At 48.7% G+C, this 24,528-nt stretch carries 17 protein-coding genes; 5 read left to right on the forward strand and 12 right to left on the reverse strand.

Going from position 1 to position 24,528, the window contains the following annotated elements; translation table 11 throughout:
• Positions 1-8: 8 nt before the first annotated feature.
• The 3 genes from NYE70_RS14855 to NYE70_RS14865 all read left to right on the forward strand — a co-directional run bounded on the left by NYE70_RS14855 (position 9) and on the right by NYE70_RS14865 (position 4,115).
• Positions 9-785, forward strand: coding sequence for an ABC transporter permease (locus NYE70_RS14855; protein WP_341046623.1), 777 nt, complete (start codon positions 9-11; stop codon positions 783-785).
• A 25-nt stretch (positions 786-810) separates the two neighbouring features.
• Positions 811-1,542: an ABC transporter ATP-binding protein gene (locus tag NYE70_RS14860; RefSeq protein WP_341046624.1), complete on the forward strand. Its 732-nt coding sequence runs from the start codon at positions 811-813 to the stop codon at positions 1,540-1,542.
• 116 nt (positions 1,543-1,658) lie between these two features.
• Entirely contained in the window at positions 1,659-4,115 is a 2,457-nt protein-coding gene (locus NYE70_RS14865; RefSeq protein WP_341046625.1) for an O-antigen ligase family protein, read from the forward strand.
• Positions 4,116-4,147: 32 nt separating this feature from the next.
• Here the strand turns inward: NYE70_RS14865 and galU are convergent, their stop codons facing one another.
• The 6 genes from galU to uvrB all read right to left on the reverse strand — a co-directional run bounded on the left by galU (position 4,148) and on the right by uvrB (position 14,027).
• Entirely contained in the window at positions 4,148-5,032 is an 885-nt protein-coding gene (galU, locus tag NYE70_RS14870) for a UTP--glucose-1-phosphate uridylyltransferase GalU (RefSeq protein ID WP_290405590.1), read from the reverse strand.
• Between the two features lie 169 nt (positions 5,033-5,201).
• Positions 5,202-5,399, reverse strand: coding sequence for a hypothetical protein (locus tag NYE70_RS14875; protein WP_341046628.1), 198 nt, complete (start codon positions 5,397-5,399; stop codon positions 5,202-5,204).
• A 318-nt stretch (positions 5,400-5,717) separates the two neighbouring features.
• Entirely contained in the window at positions 5,718-8,231 is a 2,514-nt protein-coding gene (locus NYE70_RS14880) for a U32 family peptidase (protein ID WP_341046629.1), read from the reverse strand.
• Between the two features lie 237 nt (positions 8,232-8,468).
• Positions 8,469-8,675, reverse strand: coding sequence for a DUF2759 family protein (locus NYE70_RS14885; RefSeq protein WP_211022586.1), 207 nt, complete (start codon positions 8,673-8,675; stop codon positions 8,469-8,471).
• 478 nt (positions 8,676-9,153) lie between these two features.
• Positions 9,154-12,012, reverse strand: coding sequence for an excinuclease ABC subunit UvrA (gene uvrA / locus NYE70_RS14890; protein WP_341046630.1), 2,859 nt, complete (start codon positions 12,010-12,012; stop codon positions 9,154-9,156).
• A 20-nt stretch (positions 12,013-12,032) separates the two neighbouring features.
• Positions 12,033-14,027, reverse strand: a complete 1,995-nt coding sequence (gene uvrB / locus NYE70_RS14895) for an excinuclease ABC subunit UvrB (RefSeq protein ID WP_213656641.1) — start codon at positions 14,025-14,027, stop codon at positions 12,033-12,035.
• 242 nt (positions 14,028-14,269) lie between these two features.
• Here uvrB and NYE70_RS14900 point away from each other — a divergent pair, with 242 nt between their 5' ends.
• Positions 14,270-15,055 carry a flagellar motor protein gene (locus NYE70_RS14900; RefSeq protein ID WP_341046633.1) on the forward strand — a complete coding sequence of 262 codons (786 nt, stop codon included), beginning with the start codon at positions 14,270-14,272 and terminating at the stop codon, positions 15,053-15,055.
• Positions 15,052-15,945 (forward strand): flagellar motor protein MotB, encoded by an 894-nt coding sequence (locus NYE70_RS14905; RefSeq protein ID WP_341046634.1) that lies wholly within the window; start codon positions 15,052-15,054, stop codon positions 15,943-15,945. The genes NYE70_RS14900 and NYE70_RS14905 overlap by 4 nt, the downstream gene beginning before the upstream one ends.
• A 194-nt stretch (positions 15,946-16,139) precedes the next feature.
• Here the strand turns inward: NYE70_RS14905 and NYE70_RS14910 are convergent, their stop codons facing one another.
• The 6 genes from NYE70_RS14910 to NYE70_RS14935 all read right to left on the reverse strand — a co-directional run bounded on the left by NYE70_RS14910 (position 16,140) and on the right by NYE70_RS14935 (position 24,468).
• Positions 16,140-16,610 carry a hypothetical protein gene (locus NYE70_RS14910; protein ID WP_211022758.1) on the reverse strand — a complete coding sequence of 157 codons (471 nt, stop codon included), beginning with the start codon at positions 16,608-16,610 and terminating at the stop codon, positions 16,140-16,142.
• A gap of 235 nt (positions 16,611-16,845) precedes the next feature.
• Entirely contained in the window at positions 16,846-17,211 is a 366-nt protein-coding gene (gene cdiI / locus NYE70_RS14915; protein ID WP_211022591.1) for a ribonuclease toxin immunity protein CdiI, read from the reverse strand.
• Between the two features lie 12 nt (positions 17,212-17,223).
• A complete protein-coding gene (locus tag NYE70_RS14920; protein WP_341046636.1) occupies positions 17,224-19,389 on the reverse strand; it encodes a CdiA family toxin C-terminal domain-containing protein in 2,166 nt (721 codons plus the stop codon).
• Positions 19,390-20,230: 841 nt separating this feature from the next.
• Positions 20,231-21,562, reverse strand: a complete 1,332-nt coding sequence (locus tag NYE70_RS14925) for a PDZ domain-containing protein (protein WP_341046637.1) — start codon at positions 21,560-21,562, stop codon at positions 20,231-20,233.
• A gap of 85 nt (positions 21,563-21,647) precedes the next feature.
• On the reverse strand, positions 21,648-23,114 hold the full coding sequence (locus tag NYE70_RS14930; protein WP_213656784.1) for a S41 family peptidase: 1,467 nt from the start codon (positions 23,112-23,114) through the stop codon (positions 21,648-21,650).
• Positions 23,115-23,250: 136 nt separating this feature from the next.
• Positions 23,251-24,468 (reverse strand): murein hydrolase activator EnvC family protein, encoded by a 1,218-nt coding sequence (locus tag NYE70_RS14935; RefSeq protein ID WP_341046639.1) that lies wholly within the window; start codon positions 24,466-24,468, stop codon positions 23,251-23,253.
• Between the last annotated feature and the right edge of the window lie 60 nt (positions 24,469-24,528).

A 24,528-nucleotide genomic window follows, 5' to 3' on the forward strand; every position in this document is an offset into this window, starting at 1 on the left:
AATAGTATATGCTGACATATTTAAATAACTTCAAGAAATTCAAAGATTTATTTGCTGAGTTAATAAAAAACGATATCCAACTAAAGTACAGAAACTCATTTCTAGGAATACTTTGGAGTATTCTTAACCCATTATTATTCATGATGGTGTTAACTCTAATTTTTTCCGAGTTATTTTCATCTTCTATTGAGTATTTTCCTATTTATGTTCTTTCCGGTAGATTAATATATTCTTGTTTTTCTGAAACAACTAATTTTGCGATGCAATCTATAGTCAGCAATTCATCACTTATCAAGAAAATTTATGTTCCAAAATACTTTTTCCCTCTAACGAGAGTTTGTTCTTCATTTATTAATTCTTTGTTGTCCATGATTTCAATTATTCCAGTAATGTTGTTAAGCGGGCTTAATTTTTCATGGGTTAATCTATATATTATATTCCCACTATTTTATTTGCTCCTTATATCAATTGGAATAGGTTTAATACTATCAACGATTTTTGTTTTCTTTAGAGATTTACAGCATATTTACTCTCTTGTTTTGGTTATTGTCATGTACACATCTGCTATTTTTTATCCAGCAGACATTATTCCAGAAAGGTTTATGCCGTTAATTCAACTCAATCCAATTTTCTCAATTGTAGAAATGTTCCGGAATTCTTTGATATACAACATAGTTCCGTCCCTTAATAGTCATTTATTCTGTTTAGCTTATTCGGTAGTTCTTATTATTGCTGGGTTAGTGATATTTTATAAAAAACAGGACAAATTTATTTTTTACTTATAAGTTTAGAAATGGAGATTTGATTTATATGAGAGAAGTCGCCGTAAAAGTAAATAATGTCTCCATGAAGTATAAATTAATTGGTGGGAAGATTAACTCACTTAAACATTTTTTTATACAGACTTTACAGCAAAAGCTATCATATGAAGAGTTTTGTGCTCTAGAAAACGTATCTTTCGAAATCCAAAAAGGTGAAGTGTTCGGCGTTGTCGGTTTAAATGGAGCTGGAAAAAGCACATTGTTGAAAATCGTGGCTGGAATTTTGAAACCAACATCAGGATTTGTAGAGAGAACCGGCTCATTGGTTCCGCTGATCGAACTCGGCGGTGGATTCAATTCAGAACTTACTGGAGTTGAAAACATCTACTTAAACGGTATGCTCCTAGGTTATTCTAAAAAATTCATCAAGGAAAAACTCGATGAAATCATTGAGTTCTCTGAGCTTGGGAAATTTATTAATACTCCCATCAAAAATTATTCATCCGGTATGAAGGCTCGATTAGGCTTTTCCATTGCAACCCTCGTTAAACCGGATATTCTTATTGTAGATGAAGTATTATCTGTAGGGGATCATAAATTCAAAGAGAAGTCCGAAGCCAAAATGAAGTCACTGATGGGATCAGGAACTACAGTCTTGTTTGTATCCCACTCAATTGATCAAATGAAAAGCTTGTGTGATCGGGTGCTTTGGCTTGAAAAGGGTTCAATCAAAGAAATCGGTCCTGCTAAGGAAGTTTGTGAAAGATATCAAACGAATTAAAAGATTAAAGGCTGCCCCAATGTACTTAATGGTGGCAGCCTTAGTCTCTTTAGCTAGTCGACTATTGTCCATCTATGCTAAAATACTAACGTATCAAACGCAAAGGAGCTAAATACGTGTCGAATCCAGTATACGGAAAAAAAGCCATAGCGTCGAGGACGGGGGAAAAGTTTCCTTCAGCGTTGTGGGTATTGGTAGTAGGATTAATTTTATTTCTAGTTTGGGCGCCGTTCCAGGCCGGATTGTTTAACGGACTTGTCATGAATTTTGAGAAACCGATATTTTGGGCGGTATTGATCGGAAGTCTTTTGTTGATCGTCTGGGTGGCGGCGTTCTTTAAAAAAATTAAATTAGAGGATCAAAGAGACTGGACAGCCATATGGGTTGTTTTGATTCCAGTCACGTATGTTTTGGCCCTGATCTCAGCAGCGAGTCATTATTACGCCATGAACGCGGTATTGATTCAATGTCTTTACGCGATGCTGTTTGTCATCGGGCTCTATTTGCTGCAAAACAAACGAGCTAATGGCATACTTGAAACCTCTATAATTACGGTTTCCTACATTATTGTATTATTTGGATTGTTTAACTGGCTAGGCCAAGGCAAGACCGTCTCCGCGATGGTCGGCTGGTTTACGGCAACAGTCATTAATGGCCAATATAATCAGGCAGTTTGGATAGACGCAAACGGTCCGCGTCTGGCTTCAGTATTTCAATATCCTAATACGTATGCTGCTTTCCTGATGGCTTTCTTTTTTGTGGCTGTATTCGCAATCACTCGCTCTAAAAGATGGTACAGTCAAGCGATCCACGGATTCATGCTTGTTCCGATGGTCCTATCGATCTTGCTGACGCTGTCTCGCGGTGGATTGATGTTCCTGCCGGTTGTGTTCATCATTCTCCTTCTGTTCTTGAAACCGGCGAAACAGATACTTTGGATACTGAATAGTGTAATTGCAATAGTTGCAACTCTCGCGATTGCCAAACCGGTCACTGAGCTGGGTCAACAATTCCATCTTGGTCAAATCGGCGCCCCCGCCAAAGGCTGGGGATATCTGCTTGGAGCCTCCATCGCAGTGGCTGCAATAGCTTGGGTAATTCAGCGTTATTTGGCTCCAATGCTAGAGCAACGTACCGAGGGCTGGGCGGCAAAGAAACTAGCAAACCTTTGGTTGCCACTTGCTTCAGTTATTGCCGTCGTCATTCTGGTTGTTCTTCTTCTGGGGACAAACCTCAAGCACGTATTACCTGGAAACATCGGCGACCGCTTGGAAAATATCAATTTACAGCAGCACAGTGTACTTGAACGCCTAACGTTCTACAAAGATGCTGTTAAGGTTATCAAAGACTATCCAGTCATTGGTGCAGGTGGTGGCGCATGGGCTTCGATCTATGAAAAGTACCAAAACAACCCGTACCAAAGCCGTCAGGCGCACAGCTTTATCATGCAGTATCTGGTTGAAGTCGGAGTTTTAGGCTTTATAGTGCTAGTCGCACTCCTTGTCTTCATTTTCTATAATTATATTCGCGGATATATCCGCTCTGATGAGGCTAAGCGCAACGATTATTTCACTTACTTTATCATTGTGCTTTCCATACTGATTCACAGTTTAATGGACTTTAACATGAGTTACGTATTTATCGGCATGCTAGTCTTCCTCGGATTGGGCGGGATGGCCGCTGCGATGGATAATAAGCCGGTAAAACGATTTGCGTGGAAGTCGTCCGGATTCCGTACTCTATACAGCGCTGTCCTGGTGGTTGGAGCTCTGGTGCTGATCTTTACATCAATCCGGTATATTCAAGCCAACAATGCCATTGAAAAAGGCAGAAGCTTAATGGCATCAAGCTCTGATTTTCAGGAAATTCAGGCTCCATTTACGGATGCGCTAAAGAAACGCAGTAACCAGCCCGATGCCGTGCTGAATTACAACGTTCTTCTGAAGGCGGCATTCGAACAAAGTCAAAATGAAGCTTTCTATGATCAAGACTTGAAGCTGCTAACGGACGCGCTTAAACAGGATGCTTATAATAAGAACATGTATAACCAGCTTATCGCTCTGTACCAGTCAAAAGGAGAGACGGATAAAGCATACAATGTCCTGAAGGACAATGCCGGCCGGTATACGTATGATCAGGATTGGTATGAGAGACTCATTGTACAATCCTTTGAATTAGGTTATCAGGCGCTTGGCAGCCAAGCCGTCGATCAAAAAGACAAATATTTCGCTACGGGCCTCCAAGCCTATGATCATGTGGTCCGGGGCGTAGAGCATCTGAAGAACCTGCCTAAGGGGCAGTTCCAAGGGAACCCGTTTGCTGTAACTCCAGCTATGGCGCTTAACGCCGGGAAAATGCAATTTATGATGAACAAACCTGCCGAGGCAGCTGAAATCTTCAAGCAAGGCATCAGCCAGGATCTGCTTGATCCGACCAACCGGGAAATCGCCCGCTGGTATCTGGCGGCTCTGCAGAAGACCGGAGGCACAGACCAGGCGGTGTACGATCAATTGCTCCAACTGGATCCTCAAGAAAAGGATTCGATTACACAGCTTGCTGAGCTTAACTTCTAAAAAAGCACCTAAATCAAAAAATCGGCTTCTCCTTAGGAGAGGCCGATTTTTTGATTTTCAATCTTCGATTTCATATATTCCAGTAATCCCTCGCGTAATTCCTTATTCTGAAGCGCATAATGAATCGTCGTTTGAATGAAGCCCTGTTTCTCGCCGACGTCATGACGCAAGCCATCAAAGTGATAAGCTACAATTCGTTCCGTCTCTCGTAAACGGGAAATAGCGTCCGTCAGTTGGATTTCTCCGCCAACTCCCTCATGCTGTCCGTCTAGAATGTCGAAAATAGCCGGCGTTAAAATGTAACGACCCATGATAGCAAGATTGGATGGCGCTTTGTCGGCTGGCGGCTTCTCAACCAATTGCTTGGCCTGATAGACGCGGTCCCCAATTTCATTTCCGTCTACAATGCCGTAACGGGATACTTCTTCCCAGGGAACCGGCTGTACCCCGACGACAGAAGCCTTCTGGAAGTTGTATACGTCGATCATCTGCTTCAGGCAAGGGACTTCCGATTCCACGATGTCATCACCCAGCAGGACAGCGAACGGCTCATTGCCTATGAACTTGCGGGCGCACCAGATCGCGTGTCCCAGGCCCTTTGGTTCTTTTTGCCGGATATAGTGGATATCGGCCATTTCCGAGGACTTGCGAACCTCGTTCAGCAGATCCCATTTGCCTTTTTCGGACAAATTCTGCTCCAGTTCAAACGAGTTGTCGAAGTGGTCCTCGATCGCGCGCTTTCCTTTACCGGTCACAATAATGATGTCTTCGATCCCGGAAGCCACGGCTTCCTCCACGATATATTGAATCGTCGGCTTATCCACGATCGGGAGCATTTCCTTCGGCATCGCCTTCGTGGCGGGCAGGAAACGAGTACCCAGCCCGGCTGCGGGGATAATCGCTTTCCGGATTTTCATAGCTTAAATCTTCCTTTCCCATACATCAAGATGGTGCAATTATAACATAATTACCGTCGAAAAAAGACAGGTGAGATAGAACTTTACTCTCTCCTTAATTTAATTCCTCTAATAGAAAAAGCCCCTCACGGAACCCATTTCCGTAAGAGGCGGCTAAATAATCAATATGTTAGTGCGTCCAAAATTTCAAGCGTGTTAGGATAGGCTGGGGTGCTTCCTCGCAGCGGTTGCGGCCTCCTGGCTCCGGAGTATGGAGATGGCGCTCGGTTCCGTATTCAATTCTCCGGTACTCTTGATCGCCGCCGATTTCCAGCCGTCCATGAACTTTAGTTACCACCGATTGCATTTCGAGGAATCCTTCAAACATCACTTTCACCCTCCTGATAAATGGACTTTAGACTTTATTACATCATCCATTCAAATTGTTTACGCTTTCATTATACCACATCATCATTTTTTTGCTTACTGATAAATATCGTTTATCGCAGGTTTTTTACGTTCGTTCACAGAGTTTTGACAATTAATAAACCCTTATAGAACTTGGGTTCAAAGCATGTCTTCGTATAAAACACAAGTGTCCTCATACAGTGTTCATAGGGTGCATACATCTAAAAAACAGAAAAACGGCCCCTGTGCAGCAAGCACAAAAGACCGTTTTCTCTTATTCACAATTTGCATTATTAAGCTATTTGACGAGTTGTCCGCGCGTTACTCCGAGCTGGTTTGTCGCTTTCAGCGTTTTCCAGACTTGAGTGCCGCTGATTTCGCCCCGAAGGGCCCGATTGTACAGATCAATGACCTCGAGAACCTGTTCGGGAGTCTCCTCTAGGAACTCTACCCGGTAGTTTGCTACACCAAGCTCCATAAAGTTGCTCAGGTATTCCGCGCCGGATTGCTCGATGGCATTATAGACCGTATTCCGGCAGCCTTCGTCAACACGAACAGGATGGCTCATACCGATCCGGTCCTGAAGCGATGCGCGGTGCTCCTCGCAAGGACGGCCACAGTTGGTGTAGTCCGTACCTTCGCTTAGGAAGGTGCAGTACACGCAGTGCTCGGTATGGAACATCGGCAGATGCTGATGGATGACGACTTCCAGGTTTGCCGTCCGGCATTGACGCAGCAGATCGACCATCTGCTGGATGTTCAGGTCGTAGGACGGCGTGACGAGGTCGCAGCCCGCCTCGAGAAATAGCTCCACGGTTTTGTGGTTGGCGATGTTCAGCGAGAAATCGCCAATCAGCCGCGGATGCGAGGCGGATGGGTTTTCCATGCGGTGGCGCAGGTAAAAATACAGCGCACCGGTGTTGCGCACCAGCACCGCGTCGGGCTGGAGGCGCAGGATGTTGTTATGGTAGCCGTTCTCGCCCGGCATATGGATGCGCGGCGTAGCCAGCGCGATCTGTTTGCCGGCCGCCCGGACGGCTTCCACTGCTGCCGGGAATTGCTTGATAAATTCGAAGTCGGCGTAGATCATTTCGACGCCGGCTTCCAGCGCAGCCTGCACCTGCGGCAGGCTGCGGCACAGCGCGGTGAGCTTCGCTTCACCGCGCGGCACCGGCGCCCCGCCAACGGCGGGGGCGCCCACCGCAGCTGCCGCCGCCCGCGTGTACACGGGCGGCTTCGGCCGCTCGCCGGCTAGCAGCTCCACTGCGCGCCGGCGAATGCCGTTCAGCTCTCGCATGGGGAGGATCACGTCGCCATGCAGCTCCGTGTCCAGCCGCTCGAGCTGGAACACCGTGCCGCCGAGACGGCCGAACTGCTCTTCGAGCAGCGCCCCGTCCATCGGCCGTTTTTGCGCGATCTCGAGCTCCAGCTCCGAGTCGACGCGCACGGTCGTCCCCTTCTGGACATCGGTCCAGAAGGTAGACAGCGGCCCGCCGGCGTGGCCGACCGCCCGCACATGTACCGGGAACACCCGGTACGGCTTGTCGGTCTCGAACGTTTGGCGGAGCCGTTTATCCAGCGCCGGATCGCTCGTCTTCCAGATCCGGTCGCCCACATGAACCCGGCGCAGATCCACGTCATTGCGCCCGGGAACGATGTCGACGATCCATGTCTCGCCGGCCTCTCCCTCCAGCTTCACGCCCTTGCGGCGCAAATCATAGACACGACCGCCCTCTTCCTTCTTCGTCGGATCGCCGGCATCAAACACAATCCCGTCGCCGCGCTTCAGCGGGGCTTCCAGCTTACAAACGACGCCGTCGCGGAGCACCTGCTCCACCCGGCCGAGGTATACCCCGCGGCTCTTAGGAAACGTGCCGTCAACCAATTGCTTATTGTTTGTCCCTTCCAGGAAGCCGTGCGTGAACCCGCGCGAAAAACTTTGCTGCAGCTCACGGATTTCCTCTTTGGATGGACGCGTAGCATCCCCCTCAAAATACCGGTCAATCGCCTTCCGGTATTTGCTCACCACATTGGCTACATATTCAGGGCTCTTCAATCGACCCTCAATTTTAAACGATGTCACCCCTGCTTCGATCAATTCAGGCATAATGTCGATCGCCGCCAAATCTTTAGGCGACAACAGATAAGTGACATCGCCCATTGGTTTTTGCTCCCCGTCGACCATCAAGTCGTAAGGCAAACGGCAGGCTTGAGCGCATTCGCCGCGGTTGGCCGACCTTCCGCCCCACATTTCCGAAGTCAGGCACTGTCCGGAATAGGATACGCAAAGCGCCCCATGCACAAAAACCTCCATCGGCAGCTTCGCCTGATCCCCGATCATCTTGATCTGCTTCAGATTGTTTTCACGCCCAAGTACCACACGTTCCATATTCCAGGGCTTCGTGAATTCCACCGCTTCCGGCGAAGTAATCGTCATTTGCGTCGAGCCATGAATCGGGAAGTCCGGAGACAGCTCGCGGATCATCCTTACCAAGCCCAAATCCTGAACAATTACCGCATCCACTCCAGCTTCGATACAGGCCTCTATCAACTCCTGCGCATCCGCCAATTCATTTTCAAACACCAGAATATTGAAAGTCAGGAATCCCTTAACCCCATAACTGTGTAAAAACGCCATGATTTCGGACAGCTCGTCCATACGAAAATTGTTCGCCCGCGCCCGGGCATTGAACTTCTCGACACCAAAAAATATCGCATCCGCTCCGTTAGCCACCGCGGCCCGCATGCAATCCCAATCGCCCGCCGGAGCCAACAGCTCCACGTCTTGTCTTGTTAATGTTGTGTTGCTCATTTATATCCTCCCGGATGTCCCGCCATTTATTACTGCGTTCCATCGAATTTGTTTTCTACATGACATGCATAAAATTTAAAACTCCGATAACTTATCTATTTTAGCAGACATCGCCTGAAGTCTCTACCCACCAGGCAACGGGAACCTTTGGCACACGCAAAAAGACACCCCATCCCTCCAACCGGAACAAAGTGTCTTTCCTGTACCCCTTGTTTCTGCTAGCACCCTAGGCTTAGACTAACTGAACCAGGATTTGATCATGATTGCATCGGACGCCAAAAAAATCAGCAAGCTGAGGATGCCAAATCCGATCGCAAACAAATTCTTCTTGGACTCTTTCAGCAGTCTTAATACCCCAATCAGGATAACAATGGTGAACAAAATCATAAAAATATCAAAACCGTTAAATGTCGTCGTTACGGCTCCCGCTTCTGCGAGTAACATGGCAAGCCCTCCTCAGTAAAATTCACGGAAATTTCCACCTTCTTATATGTTATCTTCTCCTCAAGACGGATGCAAGAGAAAAGTCAAAAAAATGTTGCATTTATCATCTTAATTGATAAAAAAATCATATCATTCAACAACTTTCTAAAATCAGACCCTCTTCTCTATTCCGGTACTTTATGAACATTCATATTTCGTCTCCCTAACGCGCACAAATCCCTAAAATGTCCACCTAAAAGTGGACAATAGGACATCCTATACCTCACCAAGGTCTAATCCCCCATATCTAGCGCCATACGACAATCTATTGCAAACGTTCCTTACCTATATTCTAACCTGTACCTGTTCTCCCTCAATCTCCCGCTTTAATCTTATCCTTAACGAATATACCCAAATCCATTCCCGTCAAAATAAAAATGACCCGCAGTCAATGCTTCGATAATCAAGCATTGTCGCGGGCCACCCAGTCTTCCTAAACTTAAGCGCGTGCCTTTAATTCTTCCGTCCGTTTCGTGTCTCGCTCCAAAACCGGTGCGAGGTAACGTCCCGTATAGGATTGTTCCACCTTCGCAATCTCTTCCGGCGTGCCTGTAGCGAGGATCGTCCCGCCACCGCTACCGCCTTCCGGACCGAGGTCGATCAAATAGTCGGCCGTCTTGATGACATCTAGATTGTGTTCAATGACGAGCACCGTCTCTCCGGAGTCAACCAGGCGATGCAGCACCGACAACAGGCGGTCGATATCATCCACATGGAGACCGGTCGTCGGTTCATCCAGGATGTAGATCGTCTTGCCCGTACTCCGCCGGTACAGCTCGGAAGCGAGCTTCACGCGCTGTGCTTCTCCCCCGGATAACGTAGTTGCCGGCTGCCCCAAATCGATATAGCCCAAGCCAACATCGAGGAGCGTTTGCAGCTTGCGGTGAATTTTCGGAATGTTCTCGAAAAATTGCGTCGCGTCCTCTACCGTCATCTCCAAGACGTCCGCAATACTCTTGTTCTTGTATTTCACTTCCAAAGTCTCGCGGTTATACCGTTTACCTTTGCACACTTCACAAGGCACGTAGACATCGGGCAAGAAGTGCATCTCGATCTTGATGATCCCGTCACCCCGGCAGGCTTCACAGCGTCCGCCTTTAATGTTGAAGCTGAAGCGCCCTTTCTTATAGCCGCGAATCTTCGCCTCATTCGTCTGCGAGAACAAATCGCGGATATCGTCAAACACGCCGGTATAGGTAGCCGGATTCGAGCGCGGCGTACGGCCAATCGGAGATTGGTCGATATCTACCACTTTATCGATATGCTCCAGGCCCTTGATTTCCTTGTATTGACCTGGACGGACACGTGCCCGATTCAAGTCGCGCGCCAATGTCTTGTACAGGATCTCATTGACTAGTGTCGATTTCCCCGAGCCGGAGACGCCCGTTACCGCCGCAAATACGCCTAGCGGGAACTTCACGTTAATATTTTTCAAATTGTTCTCTTTCGCGCCTTTGATCTCCAGCCACCGGCCATTCGTCTTCCGGCGTTTCTCGGGCACTTCGATAAATTTCTTGCCGCTCAGATACTGGCCGGTCAACGACTTCGGATCATCCATGACCTCCTGAGGCGTCCCCTGCGAGACTACCTGTCCGCCATGGATTCCGGCGCCCGGTCCGATATCAATAATATAGTCTGCTGCCAACATCGTGTCTTCATCGTGCTCTACCACGATCAGCGTGTTGCCGAGATCCCGCATCTGCCCAAGGGTAGAGATCAAACGATCATTATCCCGCTGATGCAAGCCGATGCTCGGCTCGTCAAGAATATACAGCACGCCCATCAGACTGGATCCGATTTGGGTTGCCAGACGAATACGCTGGGCCTCCCCGCCGGACAGCGTTCCGGCTGCACGGCTCAAGGTCAAATAATCGAGCCCGACATTGACAAGGAAGCCTAAACGGCTATTGATTTCCTTCAGTATCATATGAGCGATCGCCGTTTCCTTCTCACTGAGAACGAGCCCATTAAAAAACTTCATGGCTTCCCCGATCGACAGCGAAGTAACAAATGCCATATTCTCGCCGTTAATCGTTACCGCAAGAGTCTCCTTCTTCAGGCGGTGTCCTTTGCAGGTGCCGCATGGCTTGGAACCCATGAATTCTTCAATGAATTCGCGAATTCCTTCCGAGCTGGTATCCCGATAACGCCGCTCCAGATTGTGCACAATACCTTCGAAGGTTACGTAAGCATCTTTGCTCATCCCGAAATCGTTTTGATAGCGGAAGCGAACCTTAGTCGTGCCTGTACCATAGAGCAGCTTGTCCATTTGATCCTTGGTTAGTTCAGATACGGGAACATCCTGCGGAATATTAAAATGCTCGCAAACCGACCGCAAAAATTGCGGATAGTAGTTGGAGGTACTGCCTGCCCATGCTTCAAAGGCGCCTTGCTCAATGCTTTTGGAGGTATCGGGAACAAGCAGATCCGGATCGATGATCATCTTCACGCCGAGACCGTCGCAATCCGGGCAAGCCCCGAACGGACTATTAAACGAGAACATCCGCGGCGATAATTCCTCAATGCTGAAGCCGCAGATCGGGCAGGCAAAATTGGAGCTGAATCGCAGCTCCTCCTGTCCCATAATGTCGACCAGCAACTGGCCGCCTGACATTTTGAGCGATGTTTCTATGGAATCAGCCAACCGGCTGCGTACATCCTCTTTAATGATGATCCGGTCGACGACGACCTCGATCGAATGCTTTTTGTTTTTTTCAAGTTCGATATTCTCCGACAGATCGCGCTGTTCTCCGTTGACGCGTACGCGGACAAATCCCTGCTTGGCGATTTCGGTGAACAGGCTCTTGTGCTCTCCCTTTTTCCCGGACACAACCGGCGCCAATATCTGCAGTCTCGTCTTCTCGGGATACTGCATGATCCGGTCTACCATCTGCTCTACTGTCTGGGATGTAATCTCGATCCCGTGTTCCGGACAATGAGGATGACCCACTCTTGAAAACAACAGACGCAGATAATCATATATCTCCGTTACCGTTCCTACCGTGGAACGCGGGTTACGGCTTGTCGTCTTCTGGTCAATCGAGATCGCTGGCGAAAGCCCCTCGATGGAATCCACATCCGGCTTCTCCATCTGTCCTAAAAACTGACGGGCGTATGCTGATAAAGATTCCACATACCGGCGTTGTCCTTCCGCGTAAATGGTATCGAATGCGAGCGACGATTTGCCTGACCCGCTGAGCCCGGTCAGGACGACGAATTTGTCGCGAGGAATCGTAATGTTCACATTTTTTAAATTGTGCGCTCTGGCGCCTTTAATGACGATATTCTCATTAGCCAATTGCTTTCATCTCCCAACTCTTATTCCGCCCGCAGTTCCATAATGGCATCGCGCAGCTCCGCGGCTCTTTCAAACTGCAGGTTTTTGGCGGCTTCTTTCATTTCTTTTTCCAATCGTCCGATCATCGCTTCGCGGTCGCGCTTGGACATCTTGCCCTTGGCGGCATCCGACAGATAATCGCTCTTGCTTTCGGCCACCCGAGTCGCTTCGATGACATCCCGCACTTTCTTGCGGATCGTTTGCGGCGTTATGCCGTGTTTCTCGTTATATGCAATCTGAATGCTGCGGCGCCGCTCGGTCTCCTTGATCGCTTTGTCCATGGATTCGGTGATATGGTCACCGTACATCAACACGCGCCCTTCCGAGTTCCGCGCTGCCCGGCCGATCGTCTGGATCAGCGATCGCTCGGAACGCAGGAAGCCCTCTTTATCCGCATCAAGAATCGCCACCAGGGAGACCTCCGGAAGATCCAGGCCTTCCCGCAGAAGGTTAATCCCGATCAGCACGTGGAAGGTTCCCAATCGCAGATCCCGAAGGATGCTCATACGCTCCAGCGTCTTAATATCGGAGTGAAGATACCGGACCTTGATTCCGATTTCCTTCAGGTAATCGGTCAGATCTTCCGCCATCTTCTTCGTCAGCGTCGTCACGAGCACTCGCTCATCCTTAGCAATCCGGTCGTTAATCTCGCCGATCAAATCGTCTATTTGTCCCTTCGTCGGACGAACCTCAATGATTGGGTCCAGCAGGCCCGTCGGCCGGATAATCTGCTGTACCATCGTATCGCAATGCTCGATTTCATAAGGTCCGGGCGTAGCCGACACATAAATCAGCTGATCCGCCTTCCCCTCAAATTCTTCGAATTTAAGCGGCCGGTTGTCCAGCGCCGAAGGTAGACGGAAGCCATGGTCGACGAGCACATTTTTGCGCGCCTGGTCCCCGTTGTACATTGCGCGGATTTGCGGCAGCGTAACGTGGGATTCGTCGATCACGATGAGCATATCGTCCGGAAAATAATCCATCAGCGTATAAGGCGTAGCCCCGCGCTCACGGAAGGTCAACGGTCCCGAGTAGTTCTCGATCCCCGAGCAAAAGCCGACCTCTTTCATCATTTCAATATCGTACCGGGTGCGCTGTTCCAAACGCTGTGCTTCCAGCAGCTTGCCCTGGGAGCGGAACACCTCAAGCCGTTCTTCTAGCTCCCTTTCTATATTGACCAGTGCAACTCGCATAGTCTCTTCCTGGGTAACGAAGTGAGATGCCGGGAAGATAGCCACATGTTCGCGTTCCCCGACCAGCTCGCCGGTCAAAACGTCGATTTCGGTAATCCGTTCGATTTCGTCACCAAAAAACTCAATCCGTACGGCCTGCTCTCCTTTGGAAGCCGGAAAAATCTCCAATACGTCTCCGCGCACGCGGAAGGTTCCGCGAACGAAGTTGATATCGTTCCGCTGATACTGGATATCCACCAGTCGGCTCAGAATCTGATTCCGAGATTTTTCCATGCCAACCCGCAGCGATAACACCAGATTCCCGTATTCGGTTGGAGAACCGAGACCGTAAATACAAGATACACTCGCCACAATAATGACGTCTCGCCGTTCGAACAGCGAGCTCGTCGCGGAGTGTCTCAATTTGTCGATCTCTTCATTGATACTGGAATCTTTCTCGATGTAGGTGTCGGAGGATGGGATATATGCTTCCGGCTGGTAGTAGTCATAGTAACTGACGAAGTAGTCTACGGAGTTGTTCGGGAAGAACTCTTTGAATTCGCTGGCCAACTGCGCAGCCAGTGTCTTGTTGTGGGCGATGACGAGCGTGGGCCTTCCAAGCTTGGCAATGGTATGGGCAATCGTAAAGGTCTTCCCCGTTCCGGTCGCACCCAAAAGCGTCTGGTGCTTTTTACCCATTTTTACGCCTTCAACCAATTGTTCCACCGCGGCTGGTTGGTCGCCCTGCGGCGAAAATTCGGAAATCAGCTCGAATTTATTGTTACTAAAGACAATATCACTCATTGTCCAACATCACCCTTATCGTCTAAAATGGAAACTGTACTTCTAAATAGATTAAAAGTCAGTTTTTGATCATGAAGCTACTATTATCTATATTAACCTTAATTCTTCTGCTTTAAATGTAAGTAAGACGAGAAGCGCTAATATCACCACTCCAAAATAGGAATGGGTGTTCCCATTGATTATACCTTTTTTGCAGTTGGGATGCAAACGATAAGTCGTGAATAGGAGTTGTAAAATTACAGATGGATATCACAACAATTATAGGTATCATTATTGGATTGGCCGCGTTGATCGGCGGCTTTTTATGGGAAGGCGGGGAACTGGCGGGTTTAATGCAAATTGCGGCTGCCGTGATTGTATTCGGCGGTACGCTGGCCGCGGTCATGGTGAGCTTTCCTCTGGCAAAATTGAAAACCGTCCCGCGGGCGTTAGCCCTGGCCTTTACCTCGGGACAACAGAAACCGGATGAACTGATAGAAGATATCGTAAGCATGTCGACGGTAGCGCGGCGCGAAGGAGTTTTGGCGCTGGAAAGGCGGGCCGCGGAGCATGAAGACCCTTTTTTGCGGGAAGGCATCCAACTCGTCGTTGACGGTACAGAGCAAAGCATGGTCGAACAAATCATGGATTTAGAAATTGACGCCATCCAAACAAAATATGAAGGTTATGCCAAAATATTCGAATCGGCCGGCGGATATGCCCCGACCATGGGAATTATCGGTACGGTCATGGGTCTTATCCATGTGCTTGGCAGCCTCACCGAGCCGACCGCACTCGGCCCGTCCATTGCGCTCGCCTTTACGGCAACCCTTTACGGGGTAGCCAGCGCCAACCTTATCTTTCTCCCGATCGCCTCCAAAATCAAAGCGCGTGGAGAAGATGAAGTCGGCCGAATGGAAATGATGCTGGAGGGAATACTCTCCCTTCAAAACGGAGATCACCCGCTGCTCGTACGGCGCAAGCTGGAATCTTTCACGGCTGAAACGCGCCGGGATTTGCCCGTATCCGGGGAGAATGAGAGCTTATGAGCCGGAGAAACAGAACCCAGAACCCCGGCCAACGTTCCCGGCATCGCCAGGAAAGTAAGGATACGAGAGACCGGTGGATGATCACCTATGCCGATTTAATTACGCTGCTGCTCATTTTTTTCGTCGTGATGTATGCCATGAGCCGTTTGGATGTGGAAAAATACGAAGTCGTCACCCAGTCGCTCCAGCTTACGTTCAAGAGCGGTGACTCCTTGCTGGAAAAAGGAAGCGGCATTCTCGGCAGCGACGGCCCCCACACTTCCAAGAACCCTCCGTCTGCCGCAGATGATAAGAACGGAGCATCGGGAGGACAGGCCGGCCAGAACGGGACTGCAGTTCCAAACGGCACAAACCAGCCCGTTATAAACAGCGACGATGCCTCGCAAAAGCCGATGACCGAACGCGAGCTGGCTTTCCGCAAGCAGGAAGAAGAACTGCAAACGCTCATGAGCCGGATCGAGTCTTATATCAAGGACAATCAGCTTGATGATCAGATCAAGGTCGCCGATCTGCCTAAAGGCATTTCGATCACGTTAAGCGACCGCTTCCTGTTCGATGCCGGCAAGGCCGATCTGAAATCAGGTTCTGCCAAAACACTGGCCAAACTAGCCAGCCTTTTCAGTCAACTCGATACCGTCATCAGCATCGAAGGGCATACGGACGATCTTCCAATCGTTCGCGCCTCCGAGTTTAAGGATAACTGGGAGCTGTCGGGCGCGCGCGCCTTATCCGTCCTTCGCTTTTTCATCGATAAGGAAAAGCTCGATCCGGAAGGCTTCCAATATGCCGGCTACGCCGACACCCGTCCCGCCGCCGACAACTCCACCGCCGAAGGACGCCAAAAAAACCGCCGCGTAGAGATCACAGTGCTGCGCCAGTTGCAGCAGTAGTTGGGATGCGGGCAGGTAACATTGCAGCATAAAAGAAACGCCCTCCGATATTCGGAGGGCGCTTTGTTTTTCTTCGATCCCTCTAATTCAACTTCACCAATAGTTCTAAAAACGAGACGATAATTGTTTAGCGTTTGGTCTGTTGGTTGTATTGTACGATTTTGTTGCTAAGGTTATAAATGGCTTTATACAAGCTATTTTATAGATTTATTTTCTATACTCTCAACTTCTAACATTTTTTGTTTAATCCACTTCATAACCATATCTGCCTCATCTAGAGCAATCACTCCCCTCTCGCTTTTATATTTATAAGTTTCGTAAGCCCAAAGTAATATAATTTTCACAAATTCAACTGTCTCTAATTTACAAATCGGTTCAATTTCATCTTCTTCCTCATCATAAAATGGATCTTCAATTATTGTATAGTCTTTATAAGATATAACACTGGATGCATTTCCTCCATGTCTATATTCGGGTATATTTCCCTTTAATAAATCAACATAATTCTCAATATCCTTTTTCAAATCTTTGAATCTCCAAGATATATCAGATCCTAAGGGATCACTTATCATATTGGCGAACTCTAGTGTTTTTTCCTTGTCGAAATCCAATACAACCATATTAAATTCATCCATATACTTCAATTTATATTTATATTTTATGATTATTAAAGTACCCTCCAATTCATCAGAGTTGATTCTTATGAATTTGAACTTGAAAAGCTCAATGACAACAATGTTAATTTTGTTAAAAACCATCGTCTTCTATTTGTTTAGGCAAAAAGAAAAACCACATTGAGTTGTTACACCCGCATGTGGAAGTAGTTCAATTCGATTTACATCGGTTATATGTGTTATTGGTTGAATGATGAGTTCATTCGGAGAGGGTAGCCCTCGCTTATTAAAGCAATTTAGTTTTAATTTGGTTTAAAAGCAGTTCAACTTTAGATTGTTCCATAGGATATGAAACAAGGTACTGATGTGTTAAATTATCAAGAAAATCAATGAAGTCTGTATTTGATACTATTTCATATTTAATTCCATCAACTGCTGGCGGTTCAACTTCAAACTTCACGCCCGTATCTCCAAAATACCCCTCTTCCCATGATTCATATTCAGGTGGAAATGCACAACAGATAAACTCTGAAATACCATAACCTACCTTATTCGAAAAATCTTCAAGGGCATCTATAAATTTATCTTCATCAAGATAGAGGAAATATAGTTCCATTGCCGTTAATTCATCAAAATTCTTATCTATTTTCATAGCTAATCTCCTTTAATCGAGTTTTGGATAGAAGTTTGTAATGACACCACTTTCATCCATATACCCTTCGAATTTCAATCCATTCGGGGCAATACCAGTTATTCTTCTTCCGACAATACTACCAGCATCAATTCCTTGTTGCATAGCAGCTTTACCCCATTCGATTATTGTTACCTCAGAAATTTTGGATGGGTCATACACAGTTTTGGGATTTTTGAAGTACTTATACTCTCCAGTCAAGTTGCCCTTATTATCAAGTTTAGGTATCTTGTAATTAATTTGAATAATTCCATCAATCGTGGGGTGGGGTGTTACCTTGTTAATAAAATCCACATCATCTAACTTCAAAACGTTTCTAAAATATTTGTAGAACTCATCCATATTGTGACCGCCTGTAATACCTTTGGATGGATCTCGATCAAATTTCTTAACGTTTACTAAATGGTCATCATAATCTGATTTGAAGATTAGATTGCCCGTCCCCTCAACCCCACCCTTCCCTTCCCGTTCTTTCAAATAATTTTCAATAAAATTCTGCTGGACTGGGTTCGGGTTCTTAGAGTATGAAATTGTGCCATCCGCTTCCCAGGCAGGAACCTTCACTCTAATCCCTTCGGGTGTCACGAACTCAGGTCTCCTAAATTGCTCCGTGATCTTAGGCAGGGACTCCAGAAGCTCTTTGGAGGACTTGGAGGCAAGCTTCGCACCTTTAGCGCCTAGAACGGCACCCTCTTTCGCTAGCATTAATAATGAAGCCACTTTGGCTAAAGCCCGGCCGTAGCTGACACTTTCTTCATAGGAAGCTTTGCCGCTCAGCACTTTGCCCGTCTGTTCCATGATTACCTCAACCGGAACGATACACTCATTGGCAATAGCCTCACCAAACCTGGCTTTTATAGTTTCATAGTTGATCTTGCCATTCTTGATGTCATTAGCCAAATCATAATAGTGCGGAAGGGTTTTTGTCCAGAATTCTATGTTATGCGTGTTATTGGCCCAGCTCCCTTTCACAGCATCCCCAATATCCTCCTTTAGTTGACTAACGATACCATCTCCGACGCCCACCATAGTTACCGCCGTGATAGTTCCTCCGTTATTTATAACCAGATCCGGGTTGTTTCGTCTCCCTATACCTTTTTCCGCGAGGGCCAGCTCAATCAGCTCTTTGGTGATCTTTCCGTCCACTTCAAAATCGTACTTGCCTGGGGCCGACAGTTCCCTCCACACCTCGGCCCCGGCACTGATCGTAGTGGAGATATACTGGTATCCCGCAACCGCTATTAGTAGTTCCTCGTTATATTTTCCCGTGACCTCTCCTTGGTAAATATTTAACTCCTTCAAAACCTGCTGCATCTTCCGAATATCCTCTTCAGGTACCAGGCGGTTATATTCCTCCAGCTGTTCCTTCAGTTTCCGCTGCTGTTCAGCGGCTTGATGCACTGCTGCCTCGATCCGGCTATAGTTATTCCTCGCCCAATTCCGGTAAGTCTCGTTAAACAACCCGACGGCAATCACCATACGGAGTTCACTCTCTGAGGGCATAGTCGAAAAATCATGTTTTAGCGGGTTATAATCACAAGCCGTGAGAGGGGAACCTTTGTAAAAAGCCGCAAGGCTCACTCCTGCCTTGTACCATTCCTCCGATATGCCCAAATCCGCCAGAGTGCTTCTCTGTTTGTCCGCCAGCTTATGTACGTAACCGGTATACATTTCATTGCCATAAATTTCGTAAACTTGGTATGCTGCCTGTTGGCGGGCTAGCTCTTCAAAAGCCTTCGCAATCTCATCCAGCTTCTCTCTCGCCCATGCCTGATCTTCAACAGTTCCCGTTTCCATCATCAGCAGAAGTGCGGCAATTCTCGCATCTTCTTTTACCGGGGTGACTCGGCTCTCCAGGCTCATCTCCCGGAATTCCAGCAGCACACCCTTGGTGATCTGTACAAGAGAGAGCTTCGACTTGGAAGAAGGATCTCCAGGGTCAGCAATATTCTGCAAGGCTCTATCCTTGAACCCCTTCAACCAAGCTTGAGCCGCACCCTTCAATGTAAAATAAGCTGGTTTGCTTGCCTTTGCTAAACCGACGGCCTTCTTCTCAATTTGCAGATATTCATTGGCTGCATAGTTTAACACCTTAACTTTATCCCTCATCCGTTCATCCAGCGCTTCGGCGAACTTCATGATCTCATGAAGCTGGTCGCTGACTTCCCTCGCCGCGGCACGCACGTAGGACTCCGAGTAGGCGGATTCCACACTGCTGAGCAGTCGCGTCAATTCATTCGATAAGCCCGTAAGCGAATGCTCTATCGTTTTTCTCAAATGCTCCAGGTTACGGGACAAGTTCTCCACTTTGCCGGGTTCTACCCTCTGCTGCAATGCTTCATCTCCCCTGTATAATAATTTTTTCCAATTCAGATTGTCTATTGGGATTTTATTAAATTAAGATCTATTTTGCGCAATATCCAATATATCAAAATATTTCCACAGGCCATCTGATATCCACCACACTATACGAAAGCGCAAATAACAAAAAAACAGGTCAATCACGGTGGAGTATCACCATAATTGACCTGTTTAGGTTATTTCAATAGCGGACTATTTGGGCTCTATTTCTTCAACTTCAGGCTTAATCGACAGTCTCAATAAGTTTGTTACGCGTATAGGAAGCTAGGCTAATGAAGCTCGCCTAGTGTTCGTTGCACGACGCAGAGTTCCAGCTAACGAACCGTACAGCGCTTATTTGCAGGAAAACGGGCTTGTACCGGATCTAAGGAACCCTAGCGGCGTTATTGAGTAAATTTGGGCAAAAAAAGTGCCTGTTTACGCGAAATAAGATTACTGGGGTTCGTTAGAATCTCAAACTGCGAGTTTTTGGCCGAATAAGGTTTGCTGAGTTCGTTACGTGTAAAGGCCAGGCGAACGCGCCGCCCACGCGTAGCAGGGCACAGCGAAGGCGCACAGGTGCGCAGCGCAGCAGGCGCAGCGCAGTTGGGCGCACCCGTGCGCGCAGCAAGGCGCCGCCCTAATGCGCGGCGTCGCTGCTCACGCCCGCCTCGCCGGAGGCGGCGGGCGTGCCCGCGTCCGCGCCGCGACGCACGTTGTGCGCGCCGCGGCGCGGCTTGAGCAGCTGCAGCAGCGACAACGGCTGCAGCTTTACTGCCGCCGGCGCCGACTCGTCCGGCGCCAGAATGGCGCCGAGCTGGTGATGCTCGCCGGCGTAGATCGCGCGCTGGAGGAACTTGCTCTCGCCTGCGAGATTGCGTACCTCCAGCTTGCAAAATGCCGACTGGATGCGCAGCGCGGCATGCAGTTCCTCCTTCGTGGGAACCGGCACACCGTTCACACGCACAATGGATTCGCCGGGCAGGATGCCCAGTTCCTCCGCCGGACTGCCCGGCAGCACGGCCAGCACCTTCACTCCGCCCTGCGGATGCACGAACAGCGGACTACGCTGCTGCTCCTCGAACCGGCTGAACCAGACCAGTCCCTCGTGCAGCAGAATGGCCGCCAACGCGGCAAGCAGCATCAACGGGGACCACCAGCCGGCGAGCAGTGCCAACGCAATAACGACGATGCCGTATCCGAGCAAACGGCCGGATGTGATCTTGGCCTTCGCCTTCGGCAGCATGCCGGTCGTCATTTCCGAGAAGCCGATGACGATCGGGAGCGCCATGAGTCCAAAACCGCCTTGCCAGGCGTCTCCCCCGAACAGCGGCGTCCATGGCAGCACCCCGCCCGTCGTATCCGCCGGAATTAACAACAACAGCGGTACAGGCCATAGGCTTTGCATTTGATATCCGCCCACCAGCTTGCCCCGTTTGCCTTCGAAGAAGAGCGGCCCCGCGAAGGAAGCCCCCTGCCACCGGACAAGCAGTCCTTCCGCCAAATGAAGCAGTCCAACAAGACACAATAAAGCCGGTATATTCAATTCCCTCACCGCACTTACGCACTCGGCCAACCAGCCGCTGCCCGTGAACGCAGGAAACAAATTCAATCCGAACTGGATCACGCCCAGAAGTCCGACCGAATAGGCCAGACACAAATAACGGACCCGAATCAATAACAGCAGGACGGTTACGATCCAGATGCATAAAATACCTTCGACCGTCAGCGTCATCCCTATAAACGCGGATACCAGCGAAATCCCCCCCCCTGCCAGCAATCCGCCTAAAACGGTGCGCCAGGTTTGGGCCAGCCAGCCGTGCAGCCTGACATGGAACAATTTACGTTCAAGCAGCACTTGTCTACGATACAGCAGCATAATCAAAATAATCGAAATATAATAAAACGGCTGCAGAAACAACTGCCCTACCGCTTCCGCCACATTCCACAATCCTTCAAGCAAGAGATCCAATTCCGGCTCACGCTCCTATCCCCTCAGTTGGTTGCCTTCATCCCCCAGCCAGCACAGAAAAAAAGAAGGCTAAAAATCAGCCTTCTTATTTATTCGACACCGGGGAGGTAATTTCCTTCCGGATGACCTCAATAGCCCGGTTCATTTGGTTATCGTGCTTCGGATCCCGGATTTGCTCAATGAGGGCCGCCTCGAGCGCTTCCGCCGTTTTTTCGTCAAGAACGCCTGTAGCCTGCAGCTTCTTGTCCGTCTGGAATTTCTTCAACGCGGTTTCCGTAGCTTTGCTGAAATACCCGTCCGTGCGTCCCGGATCATAGCCAAGCCCTTGCAGCATCGTCTGCGCACTCTTGATATCTTCGCCCAGCATGTCGTATTTGTAAGTTTTCTCTTTATTGATCGGCGCCACCGAAAAATAACCCGGCTGAGACACAGCGACATCCGGCTCAATCCCCTTCTTGTGAATCCATTCGCCGTTCGGGGTCAGCCATTTGGCGATCGTTACCTTCAACAGGCTGCCGTCTCCCATCTCCCGGCTGAAGCTCGTTTGTACGGTACCCTTCCCGTAGGTAGCTTCCCCGATCAGTTTGGCATCCGCTGATTCCTGGAGTGCGCCGGCCAAAATTTCGGAGGCGCTGGCGCTTCCCTTATTCGTAATCACGGCAATCGGATAGGTTTTACCGACTCCCTTGGATACGGTCTTTTCTCTTTGCTTGTTCTTATCTTCCACCTGAACGATCGACTTTCCCTTCGGTACGAAATGCTCCGCCATCTCGATAACGATCTGGAGCACGCCTCCCGGATTGTTCCGCACGTCGATGACCAGACCTTTCATTCCTTGCTTCTCCAGGTTGGCCAACTCTTGCTTAAAGCGCTCCGCGGTATTCATCGAGAACTCGGTAATTTCGATGACGCCGACCTTACCCTCTTCCATCCGGGCATATACCGTTTCCAATGCGATATCATCACGAACAATCGTATATTCCAAAGTATTCGTGGATCCCGCCCGTTTCACCTTGATTTTGGCTTTGGTCCCTTTCGGGCCGCGGATTTTAGCCACCGCCTCATTCAGGCTGAGTCCCTCAAAGGACTCCCCGTTCACCGACAGTAAAATATCCTTCGGCTTAATCCCGGCTCTTTCGGCTGGCGATCCCTTGATAGGAGAAACGACGACCACGTTACCGTTCTCCATCGACACCTCCGCGCCGATCCCGGTAAACGAGCCTTCGATCTGCTCGGAAAATTGCTGCGCTGTTTCAGGTCCCATGTAAGAGGAGAAAGGGTCTCCAAGCGCGTTCATCATCCCGTCAATGGCACCGTCAACCAGCTTCTGCTGATCGACGCCTTCCACGTAATTATTTTTGACCAATTGCATGGCGGTCTCGATTTTCTTGATGCCTTCTTTGGAGCCCGTCCCAACATTATCGGCAAAAATTCCGCTGCGCAGCGGTCCCGAACCCGCAAAGCTCCACTGTCCGGTCAATGTCAGAGTAAGCAAACAGCTGGCCACCATGGCCACAACTACGAGTAAAGCGACTGTACGTTTTTTATACATTTAATGAATTCACCGCCTATGTTTGTCTCCTAAGTATATGTCCTGCATGTAAAGAATATTAATCCATTTCATGAACGAAAAACGGATAACCCGTCTTCGCGGACGGCTATCCGTTTCCATCGACATTATTATTTTATTATAAATATGGCATCGGGTCCACAGGATTACCGTCGATCCGAACTTCGAAGTGGCAATGCGGTCCCGTCGAGTTGCCGGTGCTTCCGACTTCGGCGATCTTTTCGCCCTTCTTCACTTTCTGTCCTTTTTCCACCTTGATGCCGCCGTTTCGGATGTGGCCGTACAAAGTCCAGACATTATCCCCGTGATCGATGATGACGGTGTTTCCGTAACCGCTCCACCACTCGGCAACGATGACAACGCCGCCTTCAGCCGCGTGAATATCCGTGCCTTGCGGAGCCGCCAGATCGACGCCGGTATGCGTCTTCTTCTTGCCCGTAATCGGATGAATCCGTGATCCGTAACCGGAGGACAAGCGGGCACCCGTAACCGGAAGGCCCATCGAACCGCCGCTTCCTTTAAAACCACCAGAGGAAGAAGTCTTGCGTTTATACGTATATACTTGAGCTGCTTTCAGCTTGTTCTTCTCTTTTTCCAATGCAGCCCGCTTGGTCGCAAGCTCTATGAGCAGATTCTCCTGCTCTTCGCTAATATCGTCGGATTCTTCAATCTCCGCATAGTATTTTGCGATAAGCTGCTGCTTCTCGACTTCTTTCTCTTCCAAAATGCTCTTGCGCGATTCCGCATCCGCATACAATGTCTTCACTTTGGCGTAATCAGCTTCCAGTTGCTTCTGCTGCTCATCCAGCAGCGTTTTGTCCTGCTTGTGTTCCTCTAACAGAACATGGTCCTGGTTTGCGATCGCTTGTAAAGAATCAGCACGCTCCAGGAAATCGGTAAAGCTAGTAGATGACAGCAGCACGTCCAAATAGGATACGGCCCCGTCGGTGTACATCAAACGAACTCTCGAATCCAGAAGATCCGAACGCTCGGAGATCCGTGCTTTGGTTTCTTCCAATTTAACTGCGGTATCCCGGAGGTTCTGCTCCGTATTTTCGATATCGACCGAAATTCTGGCCAATTCATTGCTGACGGAATCGATTTGCGCCATAACTTCTTTCAAATAATTGGTGTTCTTGTTCACATAATGCTGAGCCGTTTGCTTCTGGTCCGCGGCTTTTTCCTGCTGCTTCTTGGCCTGTTTGGCTTGTTCTTGGAGCTGCTTCAGCTCCTTATCGATCTGACTGATCGTTTTTGACTTCGCAAATCCTTCGGTAGGCTGAAAAATAGCAGCGGCTAAAGCGACAACGGCAACAATGGATATCCATCTTTTCAACTTCGCTTCCCCATCCTTCTTCTAAATAGGTAGCCAACATGCTGGCTTTTGACATTTCCA

The organism is Paenibacillus sp. FSL R5-0407 (assembly GCF_038009185.1).
Classification (GTDB): Bacteria; Bacillota; Bacilli; order Paenibacillales; family Paenibacillaceae; genus Fontibacillus; species Fontibacillus vini.